The organism is Phaeobacter gallaeciensis DSM 26640, assembly GCF_000511385.1.
Lineage (GTDB): Bacteria > Pseudomonadota > Alphaproteobacteria > Rhodobacterales > Rhodobacteraceae > Phaeobacter > Phaeobacter gallaeciensis.
Map to the genome: position 1 here is coordinate 3,345,339 of NC_023137.1, position 26,272 is coordinate 3,371,610.

A 26,272-nucleotide genomic window follows, 5' to 3' on the forward strand; every position below is an offset into this window, starting at 1 on the left:
TGGAACAGATCAAGCCTATCGGGCGATTAGTACCGGTCAACTGAATGCATTGCTGCACTTACATCTCCGGCCTATTGACGAGGTGGTCTACCTCGGCCCTCAGGGATACCTTGTTTTGAGGGGGGCTTCCCGCTTAGATGCCTTCAGCGGTTATCCTGTCCGATCATAGCTACCCTGCACTGCTGCTGGCGCAACAACAGGTCCACCAGTGGATCGTTCACCCCGGTCCTCTCGTACTAGGGGCAACTCCTCTCAAGTATCCTACACCCACGGCAGATAGGGACCGAACTGTCTCACGACGTTCTAAACCCAGCTCACGTACCTCTTTAAACGGCGAACAGCCGTACCCTTGGGACCTGCTCCAGCCCCAGGATGAGATGAGCCGACATCGAGGTGCCAAACACTGCCGTCGATATGGACTCTTGGGCAGTATCAGCCTGTTATCCCCGGCGTACCTTTTATCCGTTGAGCGATGGCCCTCCCACTTGGGACCACCGGATCACTATGGCCGACTTTCGTCTCTGCTCGACTTGTCAGTCTCGCAGTCAGGCTGGCTTCTGCCATTGCACTCAACGAGCGATTTCCGACCGCTCTGAGCCAACCTTCGCGCGCCTCCGTTACGCTTTAGGAGGCGACCGCCCCAGTCAAACTACCCGCCACGCAGGGTCCCGGATCCGGATAACGGACCGCGGTTAGACATCAAGAGTGCGAAGGGTGGTATCTCAAGGGAGGCTCCACCGGAACTAGCGTTCCGGTTTCGATGCCTACCACCTATCCTGCACATCACAATCCTGATGCCAGTGCGAAGCTGTAGTAAAGGTGCACGGGGTCTTTCCGTCTAACCGCGGGAAGCCTGCATCTTGACAGGCAATTCAATTTCGCTGAGTCGATGTTGGAGACAGCGGGGAAGTCGTTACGCCATTCGTGCAGGTCGGAACTTACCCGACAAGGAATTTCGCTACCTTAGGACCGTTATAGTTACGGCCGCCGTTTACCTGGGCTTCAATTCGGAGCTCTCACCCCTCCTTTTAACCTTCAGGCACCGGGCAGGCGTCAGACCCTATACGTCGTCTTGCGACTTCGCAGAGCCCTGTGTTTTTAATAAACAGTCGCCACCCCCTGGTTTGTGCCCCCAGCTCCAAGTTGCCTTGGAACCGGGCCTCCTTCTCGCGAACTTACGGAGGTATTTTGCCGAGTTCCTTCAACATCGTTCTCTCAAGCGCCTTGGTATTCTCTACCAGTCCACCTGTGTCGGTTTAGGGTACGGTCTCATGGAGGGCTATTTCCAGGGACTGATCAGCAGCCCATTCAATCCGATAAGGATGAACTACCTTCACAATCCGTCACATCCTCCTGGCCTAGGAATATTAACCTAGTTCCCATCGGCTACGCCTTTCGGCCTCGCCTTAGGGGCCGGCTTACCCTGCTCAGATTAGCTTTAAGCAGGAACCCTTGGACTTTCGGCGAGAGTGTCTCTCACACTCTTTGTCGCTACTCATGTCATCATTCTCGCTAGTGATCTCTCCACGGGATCGCTCACGCGCCCGCTTCATCGAAAGCCTCTTGTCTCCAATGTGTCCGAAGACACTAAGGAGACATGAGACTATGTCACACTACGCTCTGCTACCATGCACTATGTGCATCCTAAGCTTCGGCTCATGGCTTGAGCCCCGTTACATCTTCGCCGCAGGACGTCTTAATTAGACCAGTGAGCTGTTACGCTATCTTTAAAGGATGGCTGCTTCTAAGCCAACCTCCTGGTTGTTTTGGACATCCCACCTGCTTTCCCACTTAGCCATGAATTAGGGGCCTTAGCTGTAGGTCAGGGTTGTTTCCCTCTCCACTACGGACGTTAGCATCCGCAGTGTGTCTGCCATCTAGTACTCCCGGGTATTCGGAGTTTGGTTAGGATCAGTAAGCCTGTGGGGCCCCATTACCCATCCAGTGCTCTACCCCCCGGGGTATTCGGATGACGCTCTACCTAAATAGATTTCGCAGAGAACCAGCTATCTCCGAGTTTGATTGGCCTTTCACCCCTAGGCACAGCTCATCCCGATCTTTTTCAACAGATGTGGGTTCGGTCCTCCAGTGCATGTTACTGCACCTTCAACCTGGCCATGCCTAGATCACTCGGTTTCGGGTCTGATCCCACGAACTCATGCGCCCTATTAAGACTCGCTTTCGCTGCGCCTACACCTAACGGCTTAAGCTTGCTCGTGAGACCAAGTCGATGACCCATTATACAAAAGGTACGCTGTCAGCCCTCAAGGGGCCTCCAACTGATTGTAGGCGTTCGGTTTCAGGTACTGTTTCACTCCCCTCGTCGGGGTGCTTTTCACCTTTCCCTCACGGTACTGGTTCGCTATCGGTCAGTAAGGAGTACTTAGCCTTCGAAGGTGGTCCTCCGATCTTCAGACAGGATTTCACGTGTCCCGCCCTACTTAATACGTCCTATCATGCTTCATATACGGGGCTATCACCCACTATGGCTGTGCTTCCCAACACATTCTATTCACACTCAAGGCTCGGCTGGTCCCCGTTCGCTCGCCGCTACTAGGGGAGTATCATATTGATGTCCTTTCCTCCGGGTACTTAGATGTTTCAGTTCCCCGGGTTTGCTCTTAAAACCCTATGTATTCAGGTCTTAAGTACCTGATTAAGCTCATTATTGATAGCAGAGCTAACAATAACGAACTGTCAGGTGGGTTCCCCCATTCGGAAATTCATGGATCAAAGCCTATTCTCAGCTCCCCATGACTTATCGCAGAGTATCACGTCCTTCATCGCCTCTTACTGCCAAGGCATCCACCAAACGCCCTTCTCGCGCTTGATCTGGTCCAGAAAAAGACAGTGAACTGTCACGCCACAGAAGCTGGTAAGAAACTGCGGCCTTATTCTGAACCAAAAGCATACTTTCCCGCTCACTTCATAAGAAGTGAACATTGGTTCATAAACCTTGCGGAATATGAACCGGGTTAGTGTACTTGACTTGGACAACACTGTGGTTTCAATCCGGCAGACCCTCGCGCGCCCGAGGAAAAGGGCGGATGCAAAGGCTCGCATCAGACCACCGAAGTGGCCCTCAGCACCAAACTGAGGTCGATCCCTTACACGGGTGACCAACAGTGTTGTTGATTGTATCTCTCTAAACGATGTCAATTCCATTGCTCTTCTGATGAAGACCAATGAATGTCCGATTGGACGATCAAACACTCAAAGCAAGTGCTTGATGATCAAATCATATTCTGAAGAATGGTGGGTCGAGGAGGACTTGAACCTCCGACCTCACGCTTATCAGGCGTGCGCTCTAACCACCTGAGCTACCGACCCATTCTATGTGGGCCGTTCGCATGAGTGGTGGAGCCTAGGAGGATCGAACTCCTGACCTCCTGAATGCAAATCAGGCGCTCTCCCAGCTGAGCTAAGGCCCCTTGCTAGATCCTGCCTCCAGGGCAAGATCATGACAGTTCTGAAGAGATATGAGGACGGCCTGGTCCGGATGTGATCAGTTTTGATTACTGATCTTATGCTAAGTGTATCACGAGACAGAGCAAGCTCTGATCTAGCTAGATACATCCTTAGAAAGGAGGTGATCCAGCCGCAGGTTCCCCTACGGCTACCTTGTTACGACTTCACCCCAGTCGCTGAGCTCACCGTGGTCCGCTGCCCCCTCGAAAGGTTGGCGCACGGCCTTCGGGTAAACCCAACTCCCATGGTGTGACGGGCGGTGTGTACAAGGCCCGGGAACGTATTCACCGCGTCATGCTGTTACGCGATTACTAGCGATTCCGACTTCATGGGGTCGAGTTGCAGACCCCAATCCGAACTGAGACAGTTTTTTGGGATTAACCCATTGTCACTGCCATTGTAGCACGTGTGTAGCCCAACCCGTAAGGGCCATGAGGACTTGACGTCATCCACACCTTCCTCCCGCTTATCACGGGCAGTTTCCCTAGAGTGCCCAGCCGAACTGCTGGCAACTAAGGATGTGGGTTGCGCTCGTTGCCGGACTTAACCGAACATCTCACGACACGAGCTGACGACAGCCATGCAGCACCTGTCACTAGGTCACCGAAGTGAAAGCCAAATCTCTCTGGCGGTCCTAGGATGTCAAGGGTTGGTAAGGTTCTGCGCGTTGCTTCGAATTAAACCACATGCTCCACCGCTTGTGCGGGCCCCCGTCAATTCCTTTGAGTTTTAATCTTGCGACCGTACTCCCCAGGCGGAATGCTTAATCCGTTAGGTGTGTCACCGACAAGCATGCTTGCCGACGACTGGCATTCATCGTTTACGGTGTGGACTACCAGGGTATCTAATCCTGTTTGCTCCCCACACTTTCGCACCTCAGCGTCAGTATCGAGCCAGTGAGCCGCCTTCGCCACTGGTGTTCCTCCGAATATCTACGAATTTCACCTCTACACTCGGAATTCCACTCACCTCTCTCGAACTCAAGACCAGGAGTTTTGGAGGCAGTTCCGGGGTTGAGCCCCGGGATTTCACCCCCAACTTTCTGATCCGCCTACGTGCGCTTTACGCCCAGTAATTCCGAACAACGCTAACCCCCTCCGTATTACCGCGGCTGCTGGCACGGAGTTAGCCGGGGTTTCTTTACCAGATACTGTCATTATCATCTCTGGCGAAAGAGCTTTACGACCCTAAGGCCTTCATCACTCACGCGGCATGGCTGGATCAGGCTTGCGCCCATTGTCCAAGATTCCCCACTGCTGCCTCCCGTAGGAGTCTGGGCCGTGTCTCAGTCCCAGTGTTGCTGATCATCCTCTAAAACCAGCTATAGATCGTAGACTTGGTAGGCCGTTACCCCACCAACTATCTAATCTAACGCGGGCCGATCCTTCTCCGATAAATCTTTCCCCCGAAGGGCGTATAAGGTATTACTCACCGTTTCCAGTGGCTATTCCTTAGAGAAGGGCACGTTCCCACGCGTTACTAACCCGTCCGCCGCTCACTCCGAAGAGTGCGCTCGACTTGCATGTGTTAGGCCTGCCGCCAGCGTTCGTTCTGAGCCAGGATCAAACTCTCAAGTTGAAAAGCACTTACATGCTTATCCTTGACGTTCGAACCTCTGCACATCTTGATTGCGCTACCGCCTACCGGCTACTTGAGCGCGATAAGACGTGATCCAGACCCGGCTAGGAACCTGGAATTGCAATCATGTTTCTCTGTCTGTTGTGCTTGGTTTCAAAAGAAACCGAAGCCGAACAAGACAGTGAAGCTGACACTCTATCATCGAACCGAAGTCCTAAGAGCGCGATATACAGACGTTGATCCATCGAATGAACCAAACCGCCCACATATCTCTTCAGATATCATCAATGTCAAAGAGCATACATCCAGAGACAACAACCAACAGATGCGCCAAATTCCTGACGCGCCCGCCGATCAAAACCCCATAAATGCCACCGTCTTTCCGATGCGTCCGACCGTCTCTCCAGCCCGTCCCAGCGTCTCTCCGCCGCGTTTCCCGCCCAATCCAGCGTCGCCGCCGTCCCGTCCAGTGTGTCCCCGTAGCGCCTCAGCGCCGCCGGTGAAGGGGGTTCTAAGCCCAGTTACCGATGGCCGCAACACCAAAATCATAGAAAATGGAGATTTTTGCTGTATTTCTAAAAAGTCATTTATTTTCAAATATTTAAATATCACCCTCCGTCGGGAGAGCTGTCTTGATCAGAGGAAAAGCCGCCCAATTCCCCACAAGAACAAAGCTGCAACCGGTTTCAGACCCGAGTCAGCGTTGTTTGCGCTCACCCTAATCCGAGTCGGGATCCATCAAAGCCCCTCTTGCGAGTCGATGGAGGGTCTTTGACGCCGACATGAGCCGCTGCATAAGCTGCTGGCGCGGTCTCACGCCAGTTTCAGCCGCGCGGCCGATGGCAGGCGGAGTGCCAACAGAAGCAGAATCACCGCCATGTAGACCAGCGGTTCCAGCTGAAACCCCTTTGCCAGCATCACATAGTGCAGCGCCCCGAGAACAGCGGCCGGATAAGTCAGCCGATGCAGGAGACGCCATCGCGCGCCCAACCGGCGCACCGAGATCCCATTAGAGGTCAGCGCCAAGGGGAGCATCAACACGAAACCGGCCATGCCGATGGTAATATATGGTCGCTTCAGAATGTCCGCCAAGATCTGCCCCAGCAGCTGCACATCAAGCAGCAGCCACACCAACAGGTGGCAGCTGACATAGAAAAAGCACAATAGACCAATGGCTCGGCGGAACCGCATCAGGTTCAATCCGAGCAACCGGCGTAGCGGCGTGATCGCCAGAGTCGCCACCAGCAACTGCAGAGCCAATTCGCCATATTCATGTTCCAGGGCCTTGATCGGTTCCGCACCAAGCGCACCAGAGAGCCCCTGATAGAACAAGACACCAGCCGGCAGCATCCCGGCCACATACACCAACCATACAGGAACCGCGCGCAATAGGGTGTTGATCCGCTGCATTCAGAAGTTCTCAGCCAGATCCATACCCTGATAGAGCGCGGCCACATCTGCCTCATAGCCGTTGAACATCAATGTCGGCTCACGACGGGCAAAGAGACCGCCGCCAATGCGGCGCTCTGTGGCCTGGCTCCACCGGGGATGATCTACCTTGGGGTTCACATTACTGTAGAACCCATATTCGCGCGCGTTTGCCATGTTCCAGCTGGTTTGCGGCTGCTGATCCGTGAGCGTGATGCGGACAATCGATTTGATCGATTTAAAGCCGTATTTCCACGGGACCACCAGCCGCAGGGGCGCGCCGTTCTGATTAGGGAGCGGTTTGCCAAATATGCCAGTGGCCATAATTGTCAGCGGGTGCTGCGCCTCATCCAGACGCAGACCTTCCCGGTAGGGCCAATCCAATACGTTATAAGCGGTGCCCGGCATTTCTGATGGGCGATAGAGGGTTTCAAACGCCACGTATTTGGCGCCGTCCTGCACGCCGGCCAGATCAAGAAGATCCGCCAGCTCAAACCCCTGCCAGGGTACAACCATTGACCAGGCTTCAACACAGCGGAAGCGATAGATCCGCTCCTCCAGCGTCATCGTCTCCAGAATTTGCGCCATGGAGTAGCTGCCAGGCCGCTCTACCAGACCGTCGATCTCAACACTCCAAGGCTTCGTCGTCATCTGGCCTGCATAGGCGGCGGGATCCCCCTTACCCGTGCCGAATTCGTAGAAGTTGCAATAGGTGGTGACATCCTCCCAGCTGTTGGGCTCCAGCGCCGCCTCCGTAGCGGCTTGCGCCGCAGTGCCACCCAGCCCCGCCAGACCCAGCCCCACAGCACCGCCCAGACCAGCCATGATCTGACGGCGGTTCAGAAATGCCGAATAGGGCGTGACATCAGCGTCGTTCAGATCGTTCGTCCAGCGGTGGGCCATGCGGGGTCTCCTTTATATCCGTTGATAAGGACCTAAGGCAGCTGGCGGCGCAGTCCAAAACATATCCTCTCACGTCTCCGCGATGGCACTGTAACCTGGCATCAGCTCATGCATCGGCCGACTGCGCCCATCCTCCTGCATGATCCGGACATGACGACGACGAAGCTGGCGTGGCTCGCTCACCCCGACGGAATGAGCAATGGTTTCCACCTCATGGATAATCTCCTTGGCGTAACGGGCAACGCGGGTGGACTTCTCCTCGACCACCAACCCCTTTTGCAGGCGCTTGTCATGGGTGGTGATTCCGGTGGGGCAGCTGTTGCGATTGCATTTCAGGGCCTGAATACAGCCAAGTGAGAACATGAACCCCCGCGCCGAGGTGACAAAATCAGCCCCCGCCGCCAGCGCCCAGGCGATATCACCCGGATTGACCAGCTTGCCCGAGGCAATCAGGCGGATACGGTCCTTGAGCCCGTATTCATCACGCAGATTACAGACCAGGGGCAGCGCCTCGCGCACGGACATCCCAACCAGATCAATCAGCGGCATCGGGGCGGCACCTGTTCCGCCCTCACCTCCGTCAATGGTGATGAAATCCGGTGCACTGTCGTCTTGGCGCGCCGCAATGTTCAGAAACATTTCGCGCAGGGCAGCCTCGGCGCCGACCACCAATTTGATACCCACCGGCTTGCCGGTCACCTCCCGGATGTGGGCGATCATATCCAACAGCTGGTCATAGTTGGCAATTTCAGGGTGACGGTTGGGAGAAATACTATCCTGCCCCTCAGGAATGCCGCGGATCTCAGCAATCTGTTGGGTGACCTTGGCGCCGGGCAGAATGCCCCCTTTGCCCGGCTTTGCGCCCTGCGCCAGCTTCAGCTCAAACATCCGCACGGTATCATGAGCCGCGATCCGGCGCAGGTGCGCGTCGCTCAGCGCCCCCGTCTCATCTCGCACGCCGTATTTCGCGGTCCCAATCTGAAACACCACATCGCAGCCGCCTTCCAGATGAAAGGGGCTCAACCCACCTTCACCGGTGTTCATCCAGATACCCGCCTCTTTGGCCCCATGGCTGAGGGCACGCACCGCAGGTGCCGACAGCGCCCCATAGCTCATCCCGGAGATATTGAAGAAGGACGGCGCCATATAGGGCTGGCGGGCAGTCGGACCAATCAGACGTGGCTCGCAGCAGGCTTTGTCATCATCCAGCGCCGGAAAGGCCGCATTCACGAAGATCGGCGTGCCGGGCACATTCAGATTGCGGGTAGAGCCAAAGGCGACCGTGTTGCCCTTCCCCTCCGCTGCACGTCCAACCCATTCCCGTTGCGCACGGTTAAAGGGCATCTCCTCACGGTCCATGGCAAAGAAATACTGGCGAAAAAACTCACCTAGAGTGCTAAACAACCCACGAAACCTACCGATCACCGGATAGTTGCGCCGCACCGCGTCCTCTGTCTGGATCCGATCCACCACAAACAGCCCCACCGCGATCAGGGCCAGCGCGCCCAGCGCGAAGACAAAGACATAAGCGAGGAATTCTATGGCATTTGCCGCGAAACCCATGCAAAAACTCCTATATGATAATGGAACGCGCTGCCCACCGGCCCGCCCACTCCAACTTGGCGTATTCCACGGGGCAGGCAAGTCACCTTTGATCACATTGGGAGAGGACCATGACGAAATCCACAACAGCCGGGACCACATTGCGCTGTATCGGGCAGCTTGCTGCCTGCCTGACAGCCGCCTCCACCCTTGCCCTGGCAACCAGCCTGCCCGCAACAGCACAGCAATCAGACACGTCACATATGGTCAGCTACCAGACGGCACTGGCCTTTGATGATGTGACCTTCGGCCTGGAAAACGCAATCACCGATCGCGGGCTGGTGGTCGATCACATCAGCCATGTCGGAGAGATGCTGGAACGCACTCGTGCGGATGTCGGCTCTGATGTGGTTCTGTTTGAACAAGCCGAGGTTTATTCCTTTTGCTCTGCCAGCCTGTCCCGCAAGGTGATGGAAGCCAACCCGATGAACATCACCTTCTGCCCCTATGACATCTTCGTCGCGCAACAGCCGGGAGAGGAAACCACAACAATCGGCTTTCGCGCCTTCCCCGAGGGTGAGATGCAACTGATCCAGACGTTGCTGAATGACATCGTTCTTGAGGCGATTGAAGAATAGAGCCGCTCGCACCGGATTTCCCCGCTGTCTGCCGCCATCAGCCTTGATATGCTAAGAGTACCGATACGTTGAGCGAGCAGTCCCTATATGAAGTCCATCGTTGTTTCCCTGCTGCTGCTTGCCACCGCACTGGTTACAGGCTGCGCGCCCCAGACCAGTGGCGGGCAGGATGATGTCAGCCGACTTCGTCACGCAATCGAAGCCCTGAGCCCCGACGTCCATCCAGCCGAGGCTGCGCGCGCGGCCCAGATCGCCTATGACCATGCGACGGCCCTCGCAGAAGAGTATCAGGTCACGACCTCGCCCATCCTGCACAACACCCTCGTCAACAGCGGCGTCCGGCAACGGGGCCTGTGTTACCATTACGCCGAAGACATGCAGGCCAGGCTGCAAAACGAGGGCTTTCAGAGCCTGACAATTCTGCGGGCCATCGCAGCACCACGAAACAGCTTTCGCATTGAACACAGCAGCGCTGTCATCGCCCCCAAAGGCGCAGATATCTACGGTGGTATCGTGTTGGACCCCTGGCGCCATGGCGGCAATCTCTACTGGTCCGCCACCTCCGATGATCCCCGCTATGACTGGGAGCCGCGTTTGACCGTTTTGCGCCGCAGGGGCGCCACACGCGTGGTCGCCAGCAACTGAGAGCAACATCTCCGCGCAAAAAGGCCCGCCGGATCTGGCGGGCCTTTCCTATTCAGTTCAATCGCATCTGCGCATATTTAATGAACAACCGCATCATCAGGAAGCGGCCGTTCGCTGGTACCAATCCGATCCCCGATGATCAGGCCCTCGGCCCCTGCGCTGACCGGCACAGTGTCGCCATCGCGGATCTCTCCGGCAAGCAGCATCTCCGCCAATGGATTCTGCAATGCCCTCTGGATCACCCGCTTCAGCGGACGCGCACCGAACACCGGGTCATAACCCTCATCGGCAAGCCAGGTTTTCGCGCCGTCGTCCAGTTCCAGCCTGATCTTGCGCCCGATGAGGCGCTTTTCAAGCCGGGCCAGCTGTAGCGTAACGATACCATCCATATCCTTGCGCGCCAGACGATCAAAAATGATCGTCTCATCCAACCGGTTCAGGAACTCGGGGCGGAAATGTGCACGCACCGCGTTCATCACGTCCCGTTTGGCGTCAGCAGCATCTGCCCCATCCGGCAGCTGGCTCAGCGCTTGCGCGCCAAGGTTCGACGTCAGGATGATCAGCGTCTGCTTGAAATCGACGGTCCGACCCTGCCCATCCGTCAACACCCCGTCGTCCAGAACCTGCAACAAAACGTTGAAGACATCCGGGTGCGCCTTTTCCACCTCGTCAAAGAGAACCACCTGATAGGGCTTGCGCCGGACCGCTTCGGTCAGCACGCCCCCCTCATCATAGCCGACATAACCCGGAGGCGCGCCGATCAGACGAGCAACCGCGTGTTTCTCCATGAATTCCGACATATCAACGCGGACCATGGCGCTATCATCGTCAAACAGGAAATCAGCGACCGCTTTGGTCAGCTCAGTCTTACCGACGCCGGTCGGGCCTAGGAACAGGAACGACCCTAGCGGGCGATTCTCATCGTTTAGCCCCGCACGGGCACGGCGCACAGCATTGGACACGGCAGTCACAGCCGCATCCTGACCAATCACCCGGCCATGCAGATCCGCTTCCATCCGCAACAGCTTCTCACGCTCCCCCTCCAACATCTTGGAGGTGGGGATACCGGTCCAGCGTTCGACCACACCAGCAATCTGTTCCGGGCGCACGGCTTCTTCGACCATTAGGCCATTGCGTTCAGAGGCTTCCGCCTCGCTCAGCTGTTTTTCCAACCCCGGGATGACACCATAGGACAGCTCTCCCGCGCGGGCGAGATTACCATCGCGTTTGGCCGTATCCAGATCGGCGCGGGCACGGTCCAGCTGCTCCTTCAACTCGCGGGCAGAGGCCAGCTTGTCCCGTTCGGACTGCCACTGCGCAGTCATCTCCGCAGATTTCTCCTGCAGCTCCGACAACTCTTTCTGCAATGTCTCCAAACGGTCCTTGGAGGCCGCGTCATCTTCGAGTTTCAGCGCCTCTTCCTCAATCTGCATCTGGAGGATCTGCCGATCGAGCGCATCCAGCTCTTCGGGCTTGCTGTCGACCTGCATTCGCAGACGGGCCGCAGCCTCATCCACAAGGTCGATTGCCTTGTCCGGCAGAAACCGGTCGGTGATATAGCGATGCGAAAGCGTCGCCGCCGACACCAGCGCCGCGTCCGCAATACGGACACCATGGTGCAGCTCATATTTTTCCTTAATACCGCGCAGGATCGAAATGGTGTCCTCAACCGTCGGTTCGGTCACCATTACCGGCTGGAACCGCCGCGCCAACGCGGCATCCTTCTCAACATATTTGCGATATTCATCCAGCGTCGTGGCCCCGATACAATGCAGCTCTCCCCGTGCAAGCGCAGGCTTGATCAGGTTGGCGGCATCCATCGCGCCATCCGACTTCCCTGCACCAACCAACGTGTGCATCTCATCGATGAACAGAATAATCTCGCCGGCAGCCTCCGTCACCTCTGTCAGAACCGCCTTCAGGCGTTCCTCGAACTCACCACGATATTTGGCACCGGCAATTAGCGCGCCCATATCAAGAGAGAGCAGCTGTTTGTCACGCAAGGATTCGGGCACATCGCCGTTGACGATACGCAGGGCCATGCCTTCGGCAATTGCAGTCTTACCAACCCCCGGCTCACCAATCAGCACCGGGTTGTTCTTGGTCCGGCGGCTCAACACCTGCATCGCGCGGCGAATTTCCTCGTCACGGCCAATGATCGGATCGATCTTACCCTCTCGTACCGCCTCCGTCAGATCGCGGGCGTATTTCTTCAGCGCATCATAGCCATCTTCGGCGCTGGCGCTGTCGGCCTTGCGTCCCTTGCGGATATCATTCACCGCCTCGTTCAGCGCCTGCGCGGTGACCTTTCCAGCCGCCAGCGCATCCTTGGCCTTGGACTTCACCATGCAAAGCGCCATCAGAACCCGCTCAACGGGCACAAAGCTGTCGCCTGCCTTCTCGGCAATCTTGGCGGCCTCGTCCAGCACTTTGGCGGTCTGGCCATCCAGATAGATATCTGCGGAATTGCCCTGAACCTTAGGCAGTTTCGACACTGCCAACTCCAGCGCCTGCACCACTTGCGCGGGGGTGCCTCCAGCGCGAGTGATCAGATTGCTGGCCAGCCCTTTATCGTCATCCATCAGGGCCTTCAACAGATGCTCAGGCATCAGCCGTTGGTGATCTTCCCGGCGCGCAATGGTCTGGGCCGCCTGCACAAAACCGCGCGCCCGCTCTGTGAACTTGTTCAAGTCCATCTTGCTCTCCTTATATAAGCGCCCCGTTTGGTGGCGACGCCCGCTTTGCGGCACGTCCCGGTCAGGGCCTTCACGTTCAATGTGGGAGATCTTGCTGTCTCTTCAAGGTCAGTATGCGGCAAATATGTCACCAAATCCCTGACCCAGATCAAGAGTTTGGCCCGTCAGCACTCCTCCCCCAACACTGAAGGACCATGGCCACCCCGCCGCCCCCGCTGTTTTCCCCTTTCCCAACGGCAGTACCGACACTAAAAGCAGCGCAATTCCTAGACTGCCTGCACGTCCACACCGCCCGCAAAGGCGCCCCCAAAGACGAGGAACCTCCATGTCCGCATCTTCAACTGCCCAGCCCCGCCCGGAAACCACAACCGACGACCGCTTGATCGTCGCGATGGACGTTCCCAACGCAATCGCCGGACTGCAGCTGGCCGATACGCTTGGCGATGCGGTGTCGTTCTACAAGATCGGCCTGGGCATGTTGACCGGCGGCGGGCTAGCGCTTGCAAATGAGCTGAAGCAGGAACGCGGCAAACGCATCTTCCTCGACATGAAACTCTTCGACATCAGCGCAACGGTTGAGGCGGCTGTTCGCGGTCTGGCCCAGTTTGACCTCGATTTCCTGACTGTCCACGGCGATCCCCACGTCGTGCGCGCCGCAAAGGAAGGCGCCGCTGGCACCAACCTCAAAATCCTTGGCGTGACCATCCTCACCTCTCTGGACCGCGCCGATCTGGACGAGGCGCTGATCAAATCTGGCGATATCCCGGATCTGGTGCAGGAACGCGCGGGCCGTGCCCTCACCGCCGGAGCCGATGGCGTAATCGCCAGCCCGCAGGAGGCCGCCCTGATCCGCGCTCTGCCGGAGGCGTCGGGCAAACTGATCGTCACCCCCGGTGTACGCCCCGCTGGATCCGAGCTTGGTGATCAAAAACGCGTGGCGACACCGGCAAGCGCGTTGGAGGCAGGTGCCGACCATATCGTAGTGGGCCGTCCGATCTGGGCCGCCGAAGCACCACGCAGCGCAGCCGAGGATATTCTGTCCAGCCTGCCACGTTGACGCAGCCTCAGGCGATCAATTGGGCGGCCAGCCAACCGCGACCCAGTTACACTTCTTCAACACATCAAACCCGTCAGCGCAGATCGCCCTGGCGGGTTTTCCTCTCGCAGCGGTCAGATTGGCCACTTCAGCACTGCCACGGCTGCGAACTGCCCAAACATTAGGCAGAAATAAAACATTTGACTGCGCCCTACCCAGGTGGTTCGCAAGCCGCTTCTGCACGATGTTTACCTTAGGTCAAGTATGGGAATTACAACAGATTTCTACATCAATGTGCCACCAAATGCGCCTTTTTGTCCTGTGCCCACAAAAGCACACAGCCAGAGATGGAATTACATAATCCTGCGCAACAGACTATGCCGGGAAGCGAAAATAACCGACCCTATGGGAGAGACACTCCCCTGACGGCCTTGCTCTTCCTGAGGTTCGTCACCTCCCCCGCTACAGCAGCGGGGGTTCTTTCTTTCAGGCCATCGACTCTGAGCCGAGCAGCAAACGTGCCTAGGCTCAGGCGCTGATAGTGTCCCGATGCGATAGATAGGCCTGCAGATAATCTGCGAAATGTGGTACCGCCAGATCATGCGCGATGTACCATTCTGGCGGGACCAACGCCCAGCTCTGCCCTTCATCCCCCAGTCTGATGTCCCGCTCTCTCATGGCAGGCAAATGTGCTGCAAAAAACCAGACGACACCGTTGGGCCGCGCATAGCTTTGCCGCCAGACGAGATCTGCCTCATGTACGAGCAGTCCGACCTCCTCCTCGGTTTCGCGCAGGGCGCAGGTTTCCGGTGTTTCCGCGCCTTCACGACCGCCCCCCGGAAAGTCCCAGTGGCCGGGATAGGGGATGTGCGGATAGGCGTCGCGCTCAATGACCAACAGCCTGTCACCGATGAAAAGTGCCAGCTTGGCTCCGTTGAATGTCATTCCTGCTCTCACCATGTCAGATCGTCTAAAGACAATTTCCGTGGCAGAGGCAACTCTAAGCCCCCCTGCAGCACCATGAGATTCCCTCATCCAACCTCTCCCGGTCTTTACCTCCATGTCCGACCAGCACCCCATAACGTCTGATCTGACCATATCCGAGGGTCCGGCCGGCGGCGGCCAAAACCTGCAGGTGCTTTGCCGGGAATGCCTGTCTCATGGCGTGCTGAAACCAAAGAATGGCAGAACCCCAAACCCAAAGCGCTGCCCCGGTTGCCAAAGCTCGCGTATCAAAGCGCACCCTGAGCTATTCTCGCTCTCGATTGCACATATGGATTGTGATGCGTTCTATGCCAGCGTTGAAAAACGCGACAACCCAGATCTCGCCGACAAACCGGTTGTGATCGGTGGCGGGCAGCGCGGCGTCGTCTCCACCGCCTGTTATATCGCGCGCATTCGCGGTGTTCGCTCTGCCATGCCGATGTTTCAAGCGCTGAAACTCTGTCCTGACGCGGTGGTGATCAAACCTCGCATGAATGTCTATGTCGACGTCAGCCGCCAGATCCGTGCCATGATGGATGAGCTGACCCCGGATGTTGAACCGCTATCGCTGGATGAGGCGTTCATGGATTTATCTGGCACCCAGCGGCTTCATGGCGCGCCACCTGCGGTCATGCTGGCGCGGCTGGTCAAACGCATGAAGGATGAGCTGGGTGTGACCGGATCCATTGGGCTGTCGCACAACAAGTTTTTGGCCAAGGTGGCCTCCGATCTGGACAAGCCACGCGGATTTTCGGTGATTGGCGCGGCAGAAACCTCGGCCTTCCTAAAAGACAAACCAGTACGCCTGATCTGGGGTATCGGTCCCGCCGCGCAGGCCTCACTTGAGAAAGCTGGCATCCGTAGTTTCTCTGACCTGCTGCGCTGGGAACGCAACGATCTGAATGCGCGCTTCGGTTCGATGGGAGAGCGGCTCTGGCATCTCGCACGTGGTCAGGACCGGCGCCGCGTCTCCTCCAATGCGCCCATCAAATCCATCTCGAATGAAACCACCTTCTTTGAAGATACGGCCAGTCTTGAGGTGCTTGACGGACATCTGTGGCGCCTTGCAGAGAAGGTGTCCGACCGGGCCAAGGCGCGGCAACTGGCCGGACGCGTGGTGACGCTGAAGCTAAAGCGCGCAAATCACAGCAGCCTCACCCGCCGACAATCGCTGCGCGATGCCACCCAGATTGCCGATATGATCTACCGCACAGCCCGTGCCCTGCTGGATCAGGTCGGCGACGAAGGTCCCTATCGGCTGCTTGGCTGTGGTATTTCCGATTTGGTCCCGGAAACCCAAGCCGATATCACCGGTGATCTGCTCGATCCTCAGGCGGGTCAGCGCGCCAAAGCAGAACGCGCGACAGATGCCATTCGCGAACGTTTTGGGAAAGCTGCCATCCAGAAAGGTCGCGCCCTTCGCTGACAGGGGCCGGACTTACTCCGCCGCCAGAGGCACCGGATCACAATACAGCCGCGATAGTTCCGCAATCACATCGGTCAGCACCATCTGAAGCGCGGCAAAATCGGCGGTTTTCTCCACGCGCGCCTCATTCATATAAAGGCTGCGATCAATTTCAACCTGCACTGCATGTTGCCCACGCGACGGACGACCATAGGTCTGCGTAATATAAGCCCCTGCAAAGGGGGTGTTGCGCGCCACACGCAGCCCGGCGCTGACAAACGCAGCCTCGACCCGGTCCATAACCTCAGATGAGGCGGCAGCGCCAAACCGGTCACCCAGCACGACATCAGGCAGCCCCACCCCTCGCCGTCCGGCAGCGGATATCGCCTCATGCGGCATTGAATGGCAGTCAATTAGCACCGCCTGCCCAAACCCGATCCGTGCGCGATCCAGAAGCTGCTGCAACGCAGCATGATAGGGCCGCCAATAGGAGGTGATCCGTCGGCTCGCCTCGCTCTGGCTCATCTTACCTTGGTAGATCGCCCGGCCATGGGCCACCACACGCGGTACAACTCCCAGCCCAGAAGCCACCCGCGGGTTCTGCCCCCGTTTGATGACCCCCTCAATCAACGCGGGGTCCAGTTCTTCGGTGGAACGGTTGAGATCGACATAGGCGCGGGGGACCTGCGCCATCAGCAAAGGCATTCCGAATCGCGGCGCGGCTGCGAACAGCTGATCAACAAAGGCATCTTCCGAACTGCGCAGCTGCAACGGGTCCAGAACCGTCTGCGCCAGAAACCCCGCGCTATAGTCCGATCCGCTGTGTGGTGAGGCAAAAACCACCCCAGACCGCAATTCCTGTGGCATTTCCACCAAATATACTGTGTCAGACATGCAGGCTCCGGCCGCTCAAATACAAGAAACAGCATAGACCGGAAATTTCTGCGGTCAAAAGCTCTTGCACCCCTCTCCGACTCATTTTATAGACCCCCTCACCGGCGCGGTCATCCGCGCCCCATTCAATTTGGGGCCGGCCGAAAGCGTAGGTATTTATGGGCGATTAGCTCAGTGGTAGAGCACTTCGTTGACATCGAAGGGGTCACAAGTTCGAACCTTGTATCGCCCACCATGAATTCATTGCTCTGGTCTGACGATCGGAGCCCCGCAACCCAGGCGCTGGTTCGCGCCGCAGAACAGGAGATAGGCCATGAAGGTCAAGAACTCGCTCCGCTCGCTCAAGAACCGGCACCGTGATTGCCGCGTTGTGCGTCGCAAGGGCCGTGTCTATGTGATCAACAAGACCCAGCGCCGCTTTAAAGCACGCCAGGGCTGATCGCCAGACGCAGCTTAGCTGATTTGAAAGCCGCATCTTCGGATGCGGTTTTTTTCATTTTGCACGTCCCCTCTTCTTATCGCGACCCGCAGCCAAATTGCGGAGGCTCGTGTCTTTTTCCGATTCTTTTTGTCGGTTTTTCTTTGCATTTTTGCTGAAACTCTTTATCTGAGCAAATCAGTCGGGTTCGACGCCACTGGCCAAGATCCCCGAGTGTTTTGAATAGATGGGATGTACCATGCTGAAATCGACCACCATTCTTGCAGGCGCCTTGATCGCCGCCGTCGCCACTTCTGCCGCTGCCGAGGGTGAGCTGAACCTCTACTCCTCGCGCCACTATGATACTGACGAACGTCTCTACTCTGATTTTGAAGAGGCCACCGGCATCACCATCAACCGCATCGAAGGCAAAGCCGACGAGCTGATCGCCCGCATGAGCGCAGAGGGAGCGAACTCCCCCGCTGACATCCTGCTGACAGTCGACACCTCTCGCCTTGCCCGCGCCAAGAACGAAGGCCTGCTGCAGGCCATCGACAGCGACACACTGGAAGCCCGCGTTCCCGGTTATCTGCAGGATGCAGACAACCAGTGGTTCGGTTTCTCGCAGCGCGCGCGTATCATCTACTTTGACAAAGCAGATGTCGCCAACCCGCCAAAAACCTATCTCGATCTCGCCGATCCCGCCTACAAAGGTCAGGTCTGCATCCGGTCATCGACCAACACCTACAACCAGACCCTGCTGGCCTCGATCGTCACTCACCACGGTGAAGAAGCCGCAACCGACTGGGCAAAAGGTGTCGTCGCCAACATGGCCCGCGCACCACAGGGTGGTGACACCGACCAGCTGCGCGGCATCGTCTCCGGCGAATGCGAAATCGCAGTCGGCAACAGCTACTACTTCGCGCGCTCCATCCGTAAGGATGTGAAAGGTCTCTCTGCAGATCGCGACATGATCGGTTGGGTCTTCCCCGCGCAGGACGCAGAAGGCGCGCATATGAACCTGTCCGGCGGTGGTGTAGCGGTGAACGCGCCCAACAAAGACAACGCGGTGAAGTTCCTGGAATACCTCGCCTCCGATCAGGCACAGCAGTATTTCTCGGCTGGTAATGACGAATACCCTGCGGTTCCCGGCGTTGCTCTGGCACCCAGCATCGCAGCACTCGGTCACTTCAAGCCGGATGATGTTCAGCTGTCCGACGTGGCAAAGAACATCCCCACCGCCCAGAAAATCTTCAATCAGGTGGGCTGGGAATAATCACCCCAGTGGGACGACCGGCGCATATGCGTCATTGATGTAAAGATAAAGGCGCAGGAAATCCTCCTGCGCCTTTGTTGTACTGAAGGGCACACCGTAACCGAACTACTCTGCCGGTGAAACCTGATCCCCAGATCCAGACTGACCCTTGGGCGCCAGACGGGATAGGCCAAACGCCACTACATAAAGCCCCAATCCGAACGAGAAATGCGACATCAGGCTCTTCAGCCGCGCGGCATCCGGGTTGGGTTTGTTTGCCGCCATGATCCCGGCCCCCAGTGCCGGCTGCAGGATGAAGAACGGCGCCACCACCGTCACCAGACCAAAGAGGATCGGCGCAACCGGCCCCGGCTGCACCAATTGACGCTGCCCGCCAACCGCCACAAAAACCGCCGCGAAGATCACGCCGACAATGTAATGCGCAGTCCAGCCCAGTGCGGCCTCATTCGCCACCGGCGCCGCCTTGCGGATACTGTCGTGGGTGAACACCCCCTCAGGCATATGGCCAAGCCAGCGCCCGACCACCACAAAATTGCTCTGCGGGACGCCGAACAATGCATCGGCGGCAATCGCCCATAGATCCATGAAGGCCGTCGCCCCCAGCCCCAATAGGACAATGCGAATAATCAATTCATTGCGGTTCAACACGGCTTCCATCCCTTTTTCATGGTTTTGCTACCCGGCGGACAAAGCCCCTCTCGGGTCCCTGTGATTTTAGGGCGACCCCGCCGCCTACTGCCAATCGCATTGTCTGAGGTGCCCCCCCAACAAAGCGAATACGCCATAACTCAAACGCGCAAATTGCTGCCGATACCGGCTTGACCTGACGTCGCGCGGAGGGTGGACGGAACAATAAAGACCACCTATAGCTGCAGCCCGAATTCAGTGATGCAGAGCGGGGGGACGAGCCATGCGTGACCATATCATTCCATTGGGGCGCACCCGATGAACCGAATCCCCGTCACCATTATCAGCGGCTATCTCGGCGCCGGAAAAACCACCCTGATCAATCGGCTTCTGAGCGAGGATCATGGATTGCGCCTGACGGTTCTGGTCAATGACTTTGGTCGCATCAACATCGACGAAAGTCTTCTTCAGGAGGCCAACAACTCTCAGACCATCGCGCTTAGCAATGGCTGCGTTTGCTGCACCTTGGGCGAGGATCTGACCGCCGCGTTGCACCGCGTTCTGGCAGATGAGAGCCACCCGGATCACATCGTGATCGAGGCCAGCGGCCTCTCTGATCCGGTGGCCATCGCCAATACCGTGGTGAACGAAGCTCCGCTGTCCTACGGTGGGATCATCACCGTTACTGACGGTGAAAACCTCACGGATCTCCTTGGCGATGATCTCTTGCGCGATCAGGTCAGCCAGCAGATCCGGGCTGCAGATCTGGTGTTGATCAGCAAATGTGACACCCCCTCGGACGCTGTTATGGAGCAGCTAAACGCCCTTGGCGCCCGCACGCCAACACTTTTGGCAGACGCTCCTATAGCCGATCTCCTGTTTGACGTGCTGCCTTTGCCTGTGGGCAGGACCAGTGCGAAATCCGCCCATCATGCCTATGCCACCTGGCACCATCGCAGCACCGACCCCATGGACCGCTGTCGCCTGGGTGACAAACTGGCGAACCGGCCCGATGGCCTCTACCGGATGAAGGGCTTTGTGCTGACCAACGGCGGCGGGTATGAGCTGCATGTGGTTGGACGACAGGTCTCTGCCAAACGCTGCGAAGCGGAAGAAACCGTGCTTGTCGCCCTTGGCCCTGCGGCCCGGATCTCCCGCGAAGATATTGAGGATTGGTGGCACAGCTGAGCCACCAAAGGAGGCCGCGCTTAACTGCGCCGCCCCACCTGCCGACAAATCAGGATCACCGGCAACAGACCAACCAACATGATCACCAGCGAGGGTACCGCCGCGCCTTCCAGCCGCTCGTCCGATGCCAGACGATAGGCCTGAACCGCCAGGGTATCATAGTTGAAGGGACGCATGATCAGCGTCGCAGGCAGCTCCTTCATCACATCGACAAAGACGATCAGCAGCGCCGTCATCAGGCTGGGCGTCAGGATCGGCAGATGCACCCGGCGCAGCATGCCCAGCGGACTTTGCCCCAAGGACCGCGCGGCGGCATCCATATTCGCGTGCACCGTAGATTGCCCCCCCTCATAGGCGCCCAAGGCCGCCGCCAGAAAGCGCACCATATAGGCCGCTACCAGCAGCCAGATCGACCCGGTGATCAGCAGGCCAGTCCGGATCTCGAAATTCGCCCGCATCCAGGCATCCAATGCGTTGTCAAAGGCTGCGAAGGGCACCATCAGCCCGACCGCAATCACCCCGCCCGGCACCGCATAACCCAACCGCGAGACATGCCCCGCCAGCGCTGAGGGCCGACCCGGCCGCAGGCGCTGGTAGAACCCAAGGCAAACTGCTGCGACCACCGTCAGGAGGGCCGCCGTCATCGCCAGCGTAAGCGAGTTCTGCAGAAACCTCAGGTAGCGTTTGCTCAACAGGTTCTGCTCCGACTCCATCCCCATCTGCGCCAGAATCACAACCGGCAACAGGAACCCCAACAGAACCGGCAGGACACAGAGGCCAAACGCCAGAACCGCCTTGAAACCATGCAGATCCACCGGCGGCATCTTGGCCTGCTGCTTGCCTGCGTGGTGATAGCGCGCCCGTCCGCGTGTGGCCCGTTCTGCGACCGCCAGCGTCAAGGCAAAGCCCAGCAGGCACAGCGCCAACTGCGCCGCACCAGCCCGATCAGCCAGAGAAAACCAGCTGGTATAAATCCCGGTGGCAAAGGTCTGCACACCGAAATAACTCACGGTACCGAAATCAGCGATGGTCTCCATCACCGCCAGCAGAACACCGGACGCGATCGCCGGGCGCGCCATGGGCAGGCTGACCCGCCAGAATGCCTGCAAAGAGGTATTGCCAAGTGCACGCGCCGCCAGAAAAGCCCCCGCGCTTTGCTGCAAAAACGCAGCCCGCGCCAGCAGGTAAACATAGGGGTAGAGCACCAGCACCAGCATCACCGCCGCCCCTCCGACAGAGCGGATCTCAGGGAACCAATAGTCGCGCGGCCCCCAGCCGGTAACCTGTCGCAATGTGGTCTGCACAACGCCGGGGTGATCCAGAACGAAGGTATAGGCATAGGCCAACACATAGGCCGGGAAGGCCAGCGGCAAGATCAGCACGACCTCCATTATTCGCACACCTGGGAAGCGGGTCATCGTCACCAGCCAGGCCGCACCCACACCGACCATTCCGGTTCCCAACGCCACCAGCAAGACCAGAACCAATGTCGTTCCGGCATACCCTGGCAACACCGTGTCCATCAGGTGCCGGATCGTCTCTGTCCCGCCTGTCAGAGCCGCAAGCATCACCGCCAGCATTGGCAACAAACACGCCAGGGCCACCACCCAACCGACAGCGGCAAACAGCGCACCACCGGGTTTCTTTCGCCGTGCCCGACGGCTTGGACCTGCAACGGATGTCGCAGCGCCTGCGGCGGCGGCACGCTCAGCCTCTGCTGCTACGGGTGAAATAGGTGTGATCTTTGGCATGAATGCAGGACTACCTCAGTGCAGCCCCCTATTTCGATCATTTTCGTCGGAAATGCCAGCAACAATGGCAAAGCGCAGCCATTCGCCGCGCCCGCATACGTCAATGTGCTAGGGAATTCCAAACTGGCGCAACCGGAGGGAGGAACCGGTTGCGCCAGATATACCCCGGATCGGGCGGCTCCCACAGGACAGGGGATCAGTCGTAGCTGCGCTGGTCCTCAATCACCAAACCGTCCTTAGGCAGAACACCAGGAGCGACCACTTCAACGCGCCCTTTCAACTTCAGCACCTCCACGACAGAACGGGAAAACGCGATTTCATCGCCGTCCTGTGCTTCGATCTGGACAGTCATCGCATCCATTTCACCATCACGGCTGGCAATGACCCGCGCCTTTACGATTTCATCGTGCTTGTCGACCAGTGCCGCAACCTGTTCGGGGCGCACAAACATGCCCTTGATCTTGGTGGTCTGATCGGCGCGGCCCATCCAGCCTTTGATCCGCATATTGGTGCGGCCACAGGGAGATTCACCCGGCAATACGGCGCTCAGATCGCCGGTGGCAAACCGGATGAGCGGATAGTCCGGGTTCAGCGTGGTCACTACAACCTCACCCACCTCACCCACCGCAACTGGCGTACCAGTGCCGGGGGTAACGATCTCGACGATGACCTGTTCATCGACGATCATCCCCTCCATCGCTGCACTCTCATAGGCGATATTGCCCAGATCCGCCGTCGCATAGGATTGCAGACAGGTGATTCCGCGATCTGCATATTCCTGACGCAGGGACGGGAACAAGGCACCGCCTCCGACCGCCGCCTTGGTAAAGCCCAGCTGCACACCCATGGCGTCGGCCTTGTCCAGGATCACCTTCAAATAGTCTGGTGTCCCGGCATAGGCCGTGGCCCCGACGTCACGCGCCGCAGTCACCTGAAGCTCGGTCTGGCCCGTACCCGCGGGCAGCACAGCAGCGCCAACGGCCCGCGCCCCATTCTCAAAAATCATGCCTGCGGGCGTCAGGTGGTAGCCAAAGCAGTTCTGCACCACATCACCGGGACCAATACCCGCCGCATGAAGGAATCGCCCCATACGCCACCAGTCATGATCCACCCCGCCCGGTTCGTAGATTGGGCCTGGCGACTGGAAGATGTGGGCAAAGCCACTGGCAGGCTTCACCGTAAACCCACCAAACGGCGGATGCGCGGCCTGTGCCTTGCCTAAGTCAGATTTGCGCAGAACCGGCAGAGCGGCCAGATCCGCAACAGAGGTAATGGACGCGGCATCAACATTCCGCAGGCTGTCTCCATAACCCGGCGCGGCCATAGCGCGGGCGATCTGCTGCGGCAGTTGTTTCGCCAAATCGGAGACACGGGCGTCTGCGCTGCGTGTCTCAAGGCTATCAAAATTTGTCATGTCAGCACCCCGCCTCAGCTCAACCACCGCTTCCGGCGGCGATATGATCGCACGTCGCGAAAACTCTTACGCCCTTCGTCAGACATCCCGAGGTAGAACTCCTTCACATCCGGGTTCTCGCGCAGTTCAGCGGCAGGGCCATCCATCACCACACGACCGGATTCCAGAATGTAGCCATAGTGCGAATAGCGCAGCGCCACATTGGTGTTCTGTTCGGCCAGAAGGAAGGTCACCCCTTCGTTTTCGTTGATCGACTTCACAATCTCAAAGATCTGTTCCACCAGCTGGGGCGCCAGCCCCATTGATGGCTCATCCAGCAGGATCGTCTCCGGGCGGCTCATCAGGGCGCGGCCCATGGCAACCATCTGCTGTTCACCACCAGAGGTATAGCCCGCCTGGCTGCGGCGGCGCTCCTTCAGGCGTGGGAAATAGCTATAGACCATCTCCAGATCGCGCTGGATGTTCGCATTGCCATCGCTGCGGGTATAGGCGCCGGTCAGCAGGTTTTCCTCAACGGTCAGATGTTCAAAACAGTGACGGCCTTCCATCACCTGAATAACACCCTTTTTGACCAGTTCGGCAGGATCTCGGTCCTGAATGCGCTCACCACGATAGCTGATCGACCCTTTGGTGACCTCGCCCCGCTCGGAGTGCAGCAGGTTTGACACCGCCTTGAGTGTTGTCGTCTTACCCGCGCCATTGCCGCCCAGCAGCGCGGTGATCCCGCCCTTCGGGACCTTCAGGCTGACGCCCTTCAAAACGAGGATCACGTGGTTGTAGATCACTTCGATGTTGTTGACCTCAAGCAGGGTCTCTGCCTGAACATCGGTGGTTTTGGCTGTATCCAGCATCTTTTGTTGTCCTCACGCGGTCCTGACCCGATCGCCCTGTTCCGGGTCTGTCAGTGGGTGCGGCCCTCGCGCGCCGCACCGGGTGATATGCGCGCCAGCAGCGACGCGGTTCAGCAGATCCGCCCCCGGCCGAAAGCCGGGGACAGACCAGACTGCATTACTTGCAGCCCGCCTCGATGTTGTTTTCCTTGGCATAGGCCATGGAATCTTCCTCGATCAGTGGCTGGATCACATCCCGATCGCTCGGTGCAAAATCGCTGATCAGGTTCCAGGTTTTGGCCGAAGCATCCCACTGGGTCATACCAACCAGACCGGGGCCGCCATGGTTCTCGCAGGAGACGTTGAAGGACGGACCGAAATACGGCATCCCCAGCGCAGACATGCGCGCTTCAGGCATTTCCAGAGCTTCCATACCATCGCGCATCATCGCAGGGGTGATGTCGTTGGTGCCATGGATTTCCTGGGCCGTTTTTGCCGCCTCAACAGCCAGCATCGCCGCATACATACCACGGTTATAAAGCACGTTGCCGATCTGATCGCCCGCACCAGCCGCAAGCCCTTTGTCTACAACATGCGTCTGGATATCCGCGAACACAGGGAAGTCGCGGCCCACACCGTGGAAGGTCACAGCCTTGTAGCCATTGGCCTTTTCACCCGCTGCCATCACATCATGCTCAGCACCGGACCACCAGACGCCAATGAAATTCTCCATCGGATAGCGAATGTTGGCGGCTTCCTGAATGGCGACCTGGTTCATCACGCCCCAGCCCCACATGATCACGAAATCCGGACGGTCGCGACGGATCTGCAGCCACTGGGATTTCTGCTCCTGACCGGGGTGGTCAACGGGCAATGTCGACAGGGTGAAGCCGTGTTTCTTCGACAGCTCCTCCAGCGTCCGGATCGGCTCCTTGCCATAGGCGGAGTTGTGGAACAGCAGCGAGATTTTCTTGCCGTTCAGATCACCGCCGTTTTCTTCCAGCAGATAGTTGATGATCCCCGAAGCACCATCCCAGTAGTTGGCAGGATAGTTGAAGACATTGCTGAACACTTCACCATTTGCCGCCGATGTCCGGCCATAGCCCATGGTGTGCAGCGGAATGCCATCTGCGGTCACTTTTGGGATCAGCTGATAGGTGATGCCGGTGGACAAGGGCTGATAGACCAGCGCGCCTTCGCCCTTGGTCGCCTCATAGCATTCCACACCTTTCTCGGTGTTGTAGCCGGTCTCGCATTCGATGACCTTTGCCTTCACGCCATTGATGCCACCATCACGCTCATTGACCAGCGTGAAATAGTCCGCATAGCCATCCGCAAAGGGGATACCGCCAGCCGCGTAGGGGCCGGTGCGATAGCTCAGCGACGGAAACACCAGGTCCGCCATGGCAGGGCCAGCGGCCATCACGGCGCCCAGCGCCAGAGTCGTCAGTTTCATTTTCATCGGGTCTCATCCTCCCTTGAATTGTCCGATGTGGGTCAAACGGGGTTTGATCTTGTTATTGCCCCGCAGTCTTGCTTGGCCGGTCCCGC

18 protein-coding genes, 3 tRNA genes and 2 rRNA genes are annotated in these 26,272 nt (G+C 58.0%); 8 read left to right on the forward strand and 15 right to left on the reverse strand.

What is annotated here, in order from left to right:
- Nucleotides 1-5 precede the first annotated feature (5 nt).
- The 7 genes from GAL_RS16115 to GAL_RS16150 form a co-directional block, all read right to left on the reverse strand.
- Nucleotides 6-2,833: ribosomal RNA gene (locus tag GAL_RS16115) — 23S ribosomal RNA — on the reverse strand.
- Nucleotides 2,834-3,253: 420 nt separating this feature from the next.
- Nucleotides 3,254-3,330 (reverse strand) — tRNA-Ile (locus GAL_RS16120).
- A gap of 25 nt (nt 3,331-3,355) precedes the next feature.
- Nucleotides 3,356-3,431 (reverse strand) — tRNA-Ala (locus GAL_RS16125).
- 151 nt (nt 3,432-3,582) lie between these two features.
- Nucleotides 3,583-5,046, reverse strand: a 16S ribosomal RNA gene (locus GAL_RS16130).
- The 16S and 23S rRNA genes sit together here with 2 tRNA genes alongside, the layout of an rRNA operon.
- Nucleotides 5,047-5,859: 813 nt before the next feature.
- The gene (gene msrQ, locus GAL_RS16140) at nt 5,860-6,456 is read right to left on the reverse strand and encodes a protein-methionine-sulfoxide reductase heme-binding subunit MsrQ (RefSeq protein WP_024098629.1); all 597 of its coding nucleotides are present in this window, start codon (nt 6,454-6,456) and stop codon (nt 5,860-5,862) included.
- Entirely contained in the window at nt 6,457-7,377 is a 921-nt protein-coding gene (msrP, locus tag GAL_RS16145) for a protein-methionine-sulfoxide reductase catalytic subunit MsrP (protein ID WP_024098630.1), read from the reverse strand. It lies immediately after the preceding gene.
- Nucleotides 7,378-7,446: 69 nt separating this feature from the next.
- Nucleotides 7,447-8,940 (reverse strand): FMN-binding glutamate synthase family protein, encoded by a 1,494-nt coding sequence (locus GAL_RS16150; RefSeq protein ID WP_024098631.1) that lies wholly within the window; start codon nt 8,938-8,940, stop codon nt 7,447-7,449.
- 110 nt (nt 8,941-9,050) lie between these two features.
- On the opposite strand from GAL_RS16150, the gene GAL_RS16155 reads away from it, so the two are divergent.
- Together GAL_RS16155 and GAL_RS16160 are read left to right on the forward strand one after the other, a co-directional pair.
- Nucleotides 9,051-9,557: a DUF302 domain-containing protein gene (locus GAL_RS16155; protein ID WP_024098632.1), complete on the forward strand. Its 507-nt coding sequence runs from the start codon at nt 9,051-9,053 to the stop codon at nt 9,555-9,557.
- Between the two features lie 87 nt (nt 9,558-9,644).
- Entirely contained in the window at nt 9,645-10,202 is a 558-nt protein-coding gene (locus GAL_RS16160; protein WP_024098633.1) for a hypothetical protein, read from the forward strand.
- A 77-nt stretch (nt 10,203-10,279) separates the two neighbouring features.
- On the opposite strand, the gene clpB is transcribed toward GAL_RS16160, so the two are convergent.
- Nucleotides 10,280-12,898, reverse strand: coding sequence for an ATP-dependent chaperone ClpB (gene clpB / locus GAL_RS16165; RefSeq protein ID WP_024098634.1), 2,619 nt, complete (start codon nt 12,896-12,898; stop codon nt 10,280-10,282).
- Between the two features lie 325 nt (nt 12,899-13,223).
- Here clpB and pyrF point away from each other — a divergent pair, with 325 nt between their 5' ends.
- On the forward strand, nt 13,224-13,955 hold the full coding sequence (gene pyrF / locus GAL_RS16170) for an orotidine-5'-phosphate decarboxylase (RefSeq protein WP_024098635.1): 732 nt from the start codon (nt 13,224-13,226) through the stop codon (nt 13,953-13,955).
- A 507-nt stretch (nt 13,956-14,462) separates the two neighbouring features.
- Here pyrF and GAL_RS16175 read toward each other — a convergent pair.
- A complete protein-coding gene (locus GAL_RS16175) occupies nt 14,463-14,879 on the reverse strand; it encodes an NUDIX hydrolase (protein WP_040104320.1) in 417 nt (138 codons plus the stop codon).
- A 184-nt stretch (nt 14,880-15,063) separates the two neighbouring features.
- Here GAL_RS16175 and GAL_RS16180 point away from each other — a divergent pair, with 184 nt between their 5' ends.
- The gene (locus GAL_RS16180) at nt 15,064-16,344 is read left to right on the forward strand and encodes a DNA polymerase IV (RefSeq protein WP_407674853.1); all 1,281 of its coding nucleotides are present in this window, start codon (nt 15,064-15,066) and stop codon (nt 16,342-16,344) included.
- Between the two features lie 12 nt (nt 16,345-16,356).
- Here the strand turns inward: GAL_RS16180 and GAL_RS16185 are convergent, their stop codons facing one another.
- Nucleotides 16,357-17,217 (reverse strand): N-formylglutamate amidohydrolase, encoded by an 861-nt coding sequence (locus GAL_RS16185; protein ID WP_024098638.1) that lies wholly within the window; start codon nt 17,215-17,217, stop codon nt 16,357-16,359.
- A 160-nt stretch (nt 17,218-17,377) separates the two neighbouring features.
- Between GAL_RS16185 and GAL_RS16190 the strand changes: the two genes are divergently transcribed.
- The 3 genes from GAL_RS16190 to GAL_RS16205 all read left to right on the forward strand — a co-directional run bounded on the left by GAL_RS16190 (nt 17,378) and on the right by GAL_RS16205 (nt 18,911).
- Nucleotides 17,378-17,452 (forward strand) — tRNA-Val (locus GAL_RS16190).
- Nucleotides 17,453-17,530: 78 nt separating this feature from the next.
- Nucleotides 17,531-17,656: a type B 50S ribosomal protein L36 gene (ykgO, locus tag GAL_RS16195; protein ID WP_008562923.1), complete on the forward strand. Its 126-nt coding sequence runs from the start codon at nt 17,531-17,533 to the stop codon at nt 17,654-17,656.
- Nucleotides 17,657-17,894: 238 nt separating this feature from the next.
- Nucleotides 17,895-18,911 carry a Fe(3+) ABC transporter substrate-binding protein gene (locus GAL_RS16205; protein ID WP_024098639.1) on the forward strand — a complete coding sequence of 339 codons (1,017 nt, stop codon included), beginning with the start codon at nt 17,895-17,897 and terminating at the stop codon, nt 18,909-18,911.
- Between the two features lie 105 nt (nt 18,912-19,016).
- On the opposite strand, the gene GAL_RS16210 is transcribed toward GAL_RS16205, so the two are convergent.
- Nucleotides 19,017-19,568 (reverse strand): DUF2938 domain-containing protein, encoded by a 552-nt coding sequence (locus GAL_RS16210; RefSeq protein ID WP_024098640.1) that lies wholly within the window; start codon nt 19,566-19,568, stop codon nt 19,017-19,019.
- A gap of 288 nt (nt 19,569-19,856) precedes the next feature.
- On the opposite strand from GAL_RS16210, the gene GAL_RS16215 reads away from it, so the two are divergent.
- A complete protein-coding gene (locus GAL_RS16215) occupies nt 19,857-20,726 on the forward strand; it encodes a CobW family GTP-binding protein (protein WP_024098641.1) in 870 nt (289 codons plus the stop codon).
- A 20-nt stretch (nt 20,727-20,746) separates the two neighbouring features.
- On the opposite strand, the gene GAL_RS16220 is transcribed toward GAL_RS16215, so the two are convergent.
- The 4 genes from GAL_RS16220 to GAL_RS16235 form a co-directional block, all read right to left on the reverse strand.
- Nucleotides 20,747-22,477, reverse strand: coding sequence for an ABC transporter permease (locus GAL_RS16220; RefSeq protein ID WP_024098642.1), 1,731 nt, complete (start codon nt 22,475-22,477; stop codon nt 20,747-20,749).
- 196 nt (nt 22,478-22,673) lie between these two features.
- Entirely contained in the window at nt 22,674-23,891 is a 1,218-nt protein-coding gene (locus GAL_RS16225; RefSeq protein ID WP_024098643.1) for a phenylacetate--CoA ligase family protein, read from the reverse strand.
- Between the two features lie 14 nt (nt 23,892-23,905).
- Nucleotides 23,906-24,742, reverse strand: a complete 837-nt coding sequence (locus GAL_RS16230) for an ABC transporter ATP-binding protein (RefSeq protein WP_024098644.1) — start codon at nt 24,740-24,742, stop codon at nt 23,906-23,908.
- A gap of 157 nt (nt 24,743-24,899) precedes the next feature.
- A complete protein-coding gene (locus tag GAL_RS16235; protein ID WP_024098645.1) occupies nt 24,900-26,183 on the reverse strand; it encodes an ABC transporter substrate-binding protein in 1,284 nt (427 codons plus the stop codon).
- Nucleotides 26,184-26,272: the final 89 nt, after the last annotated feature.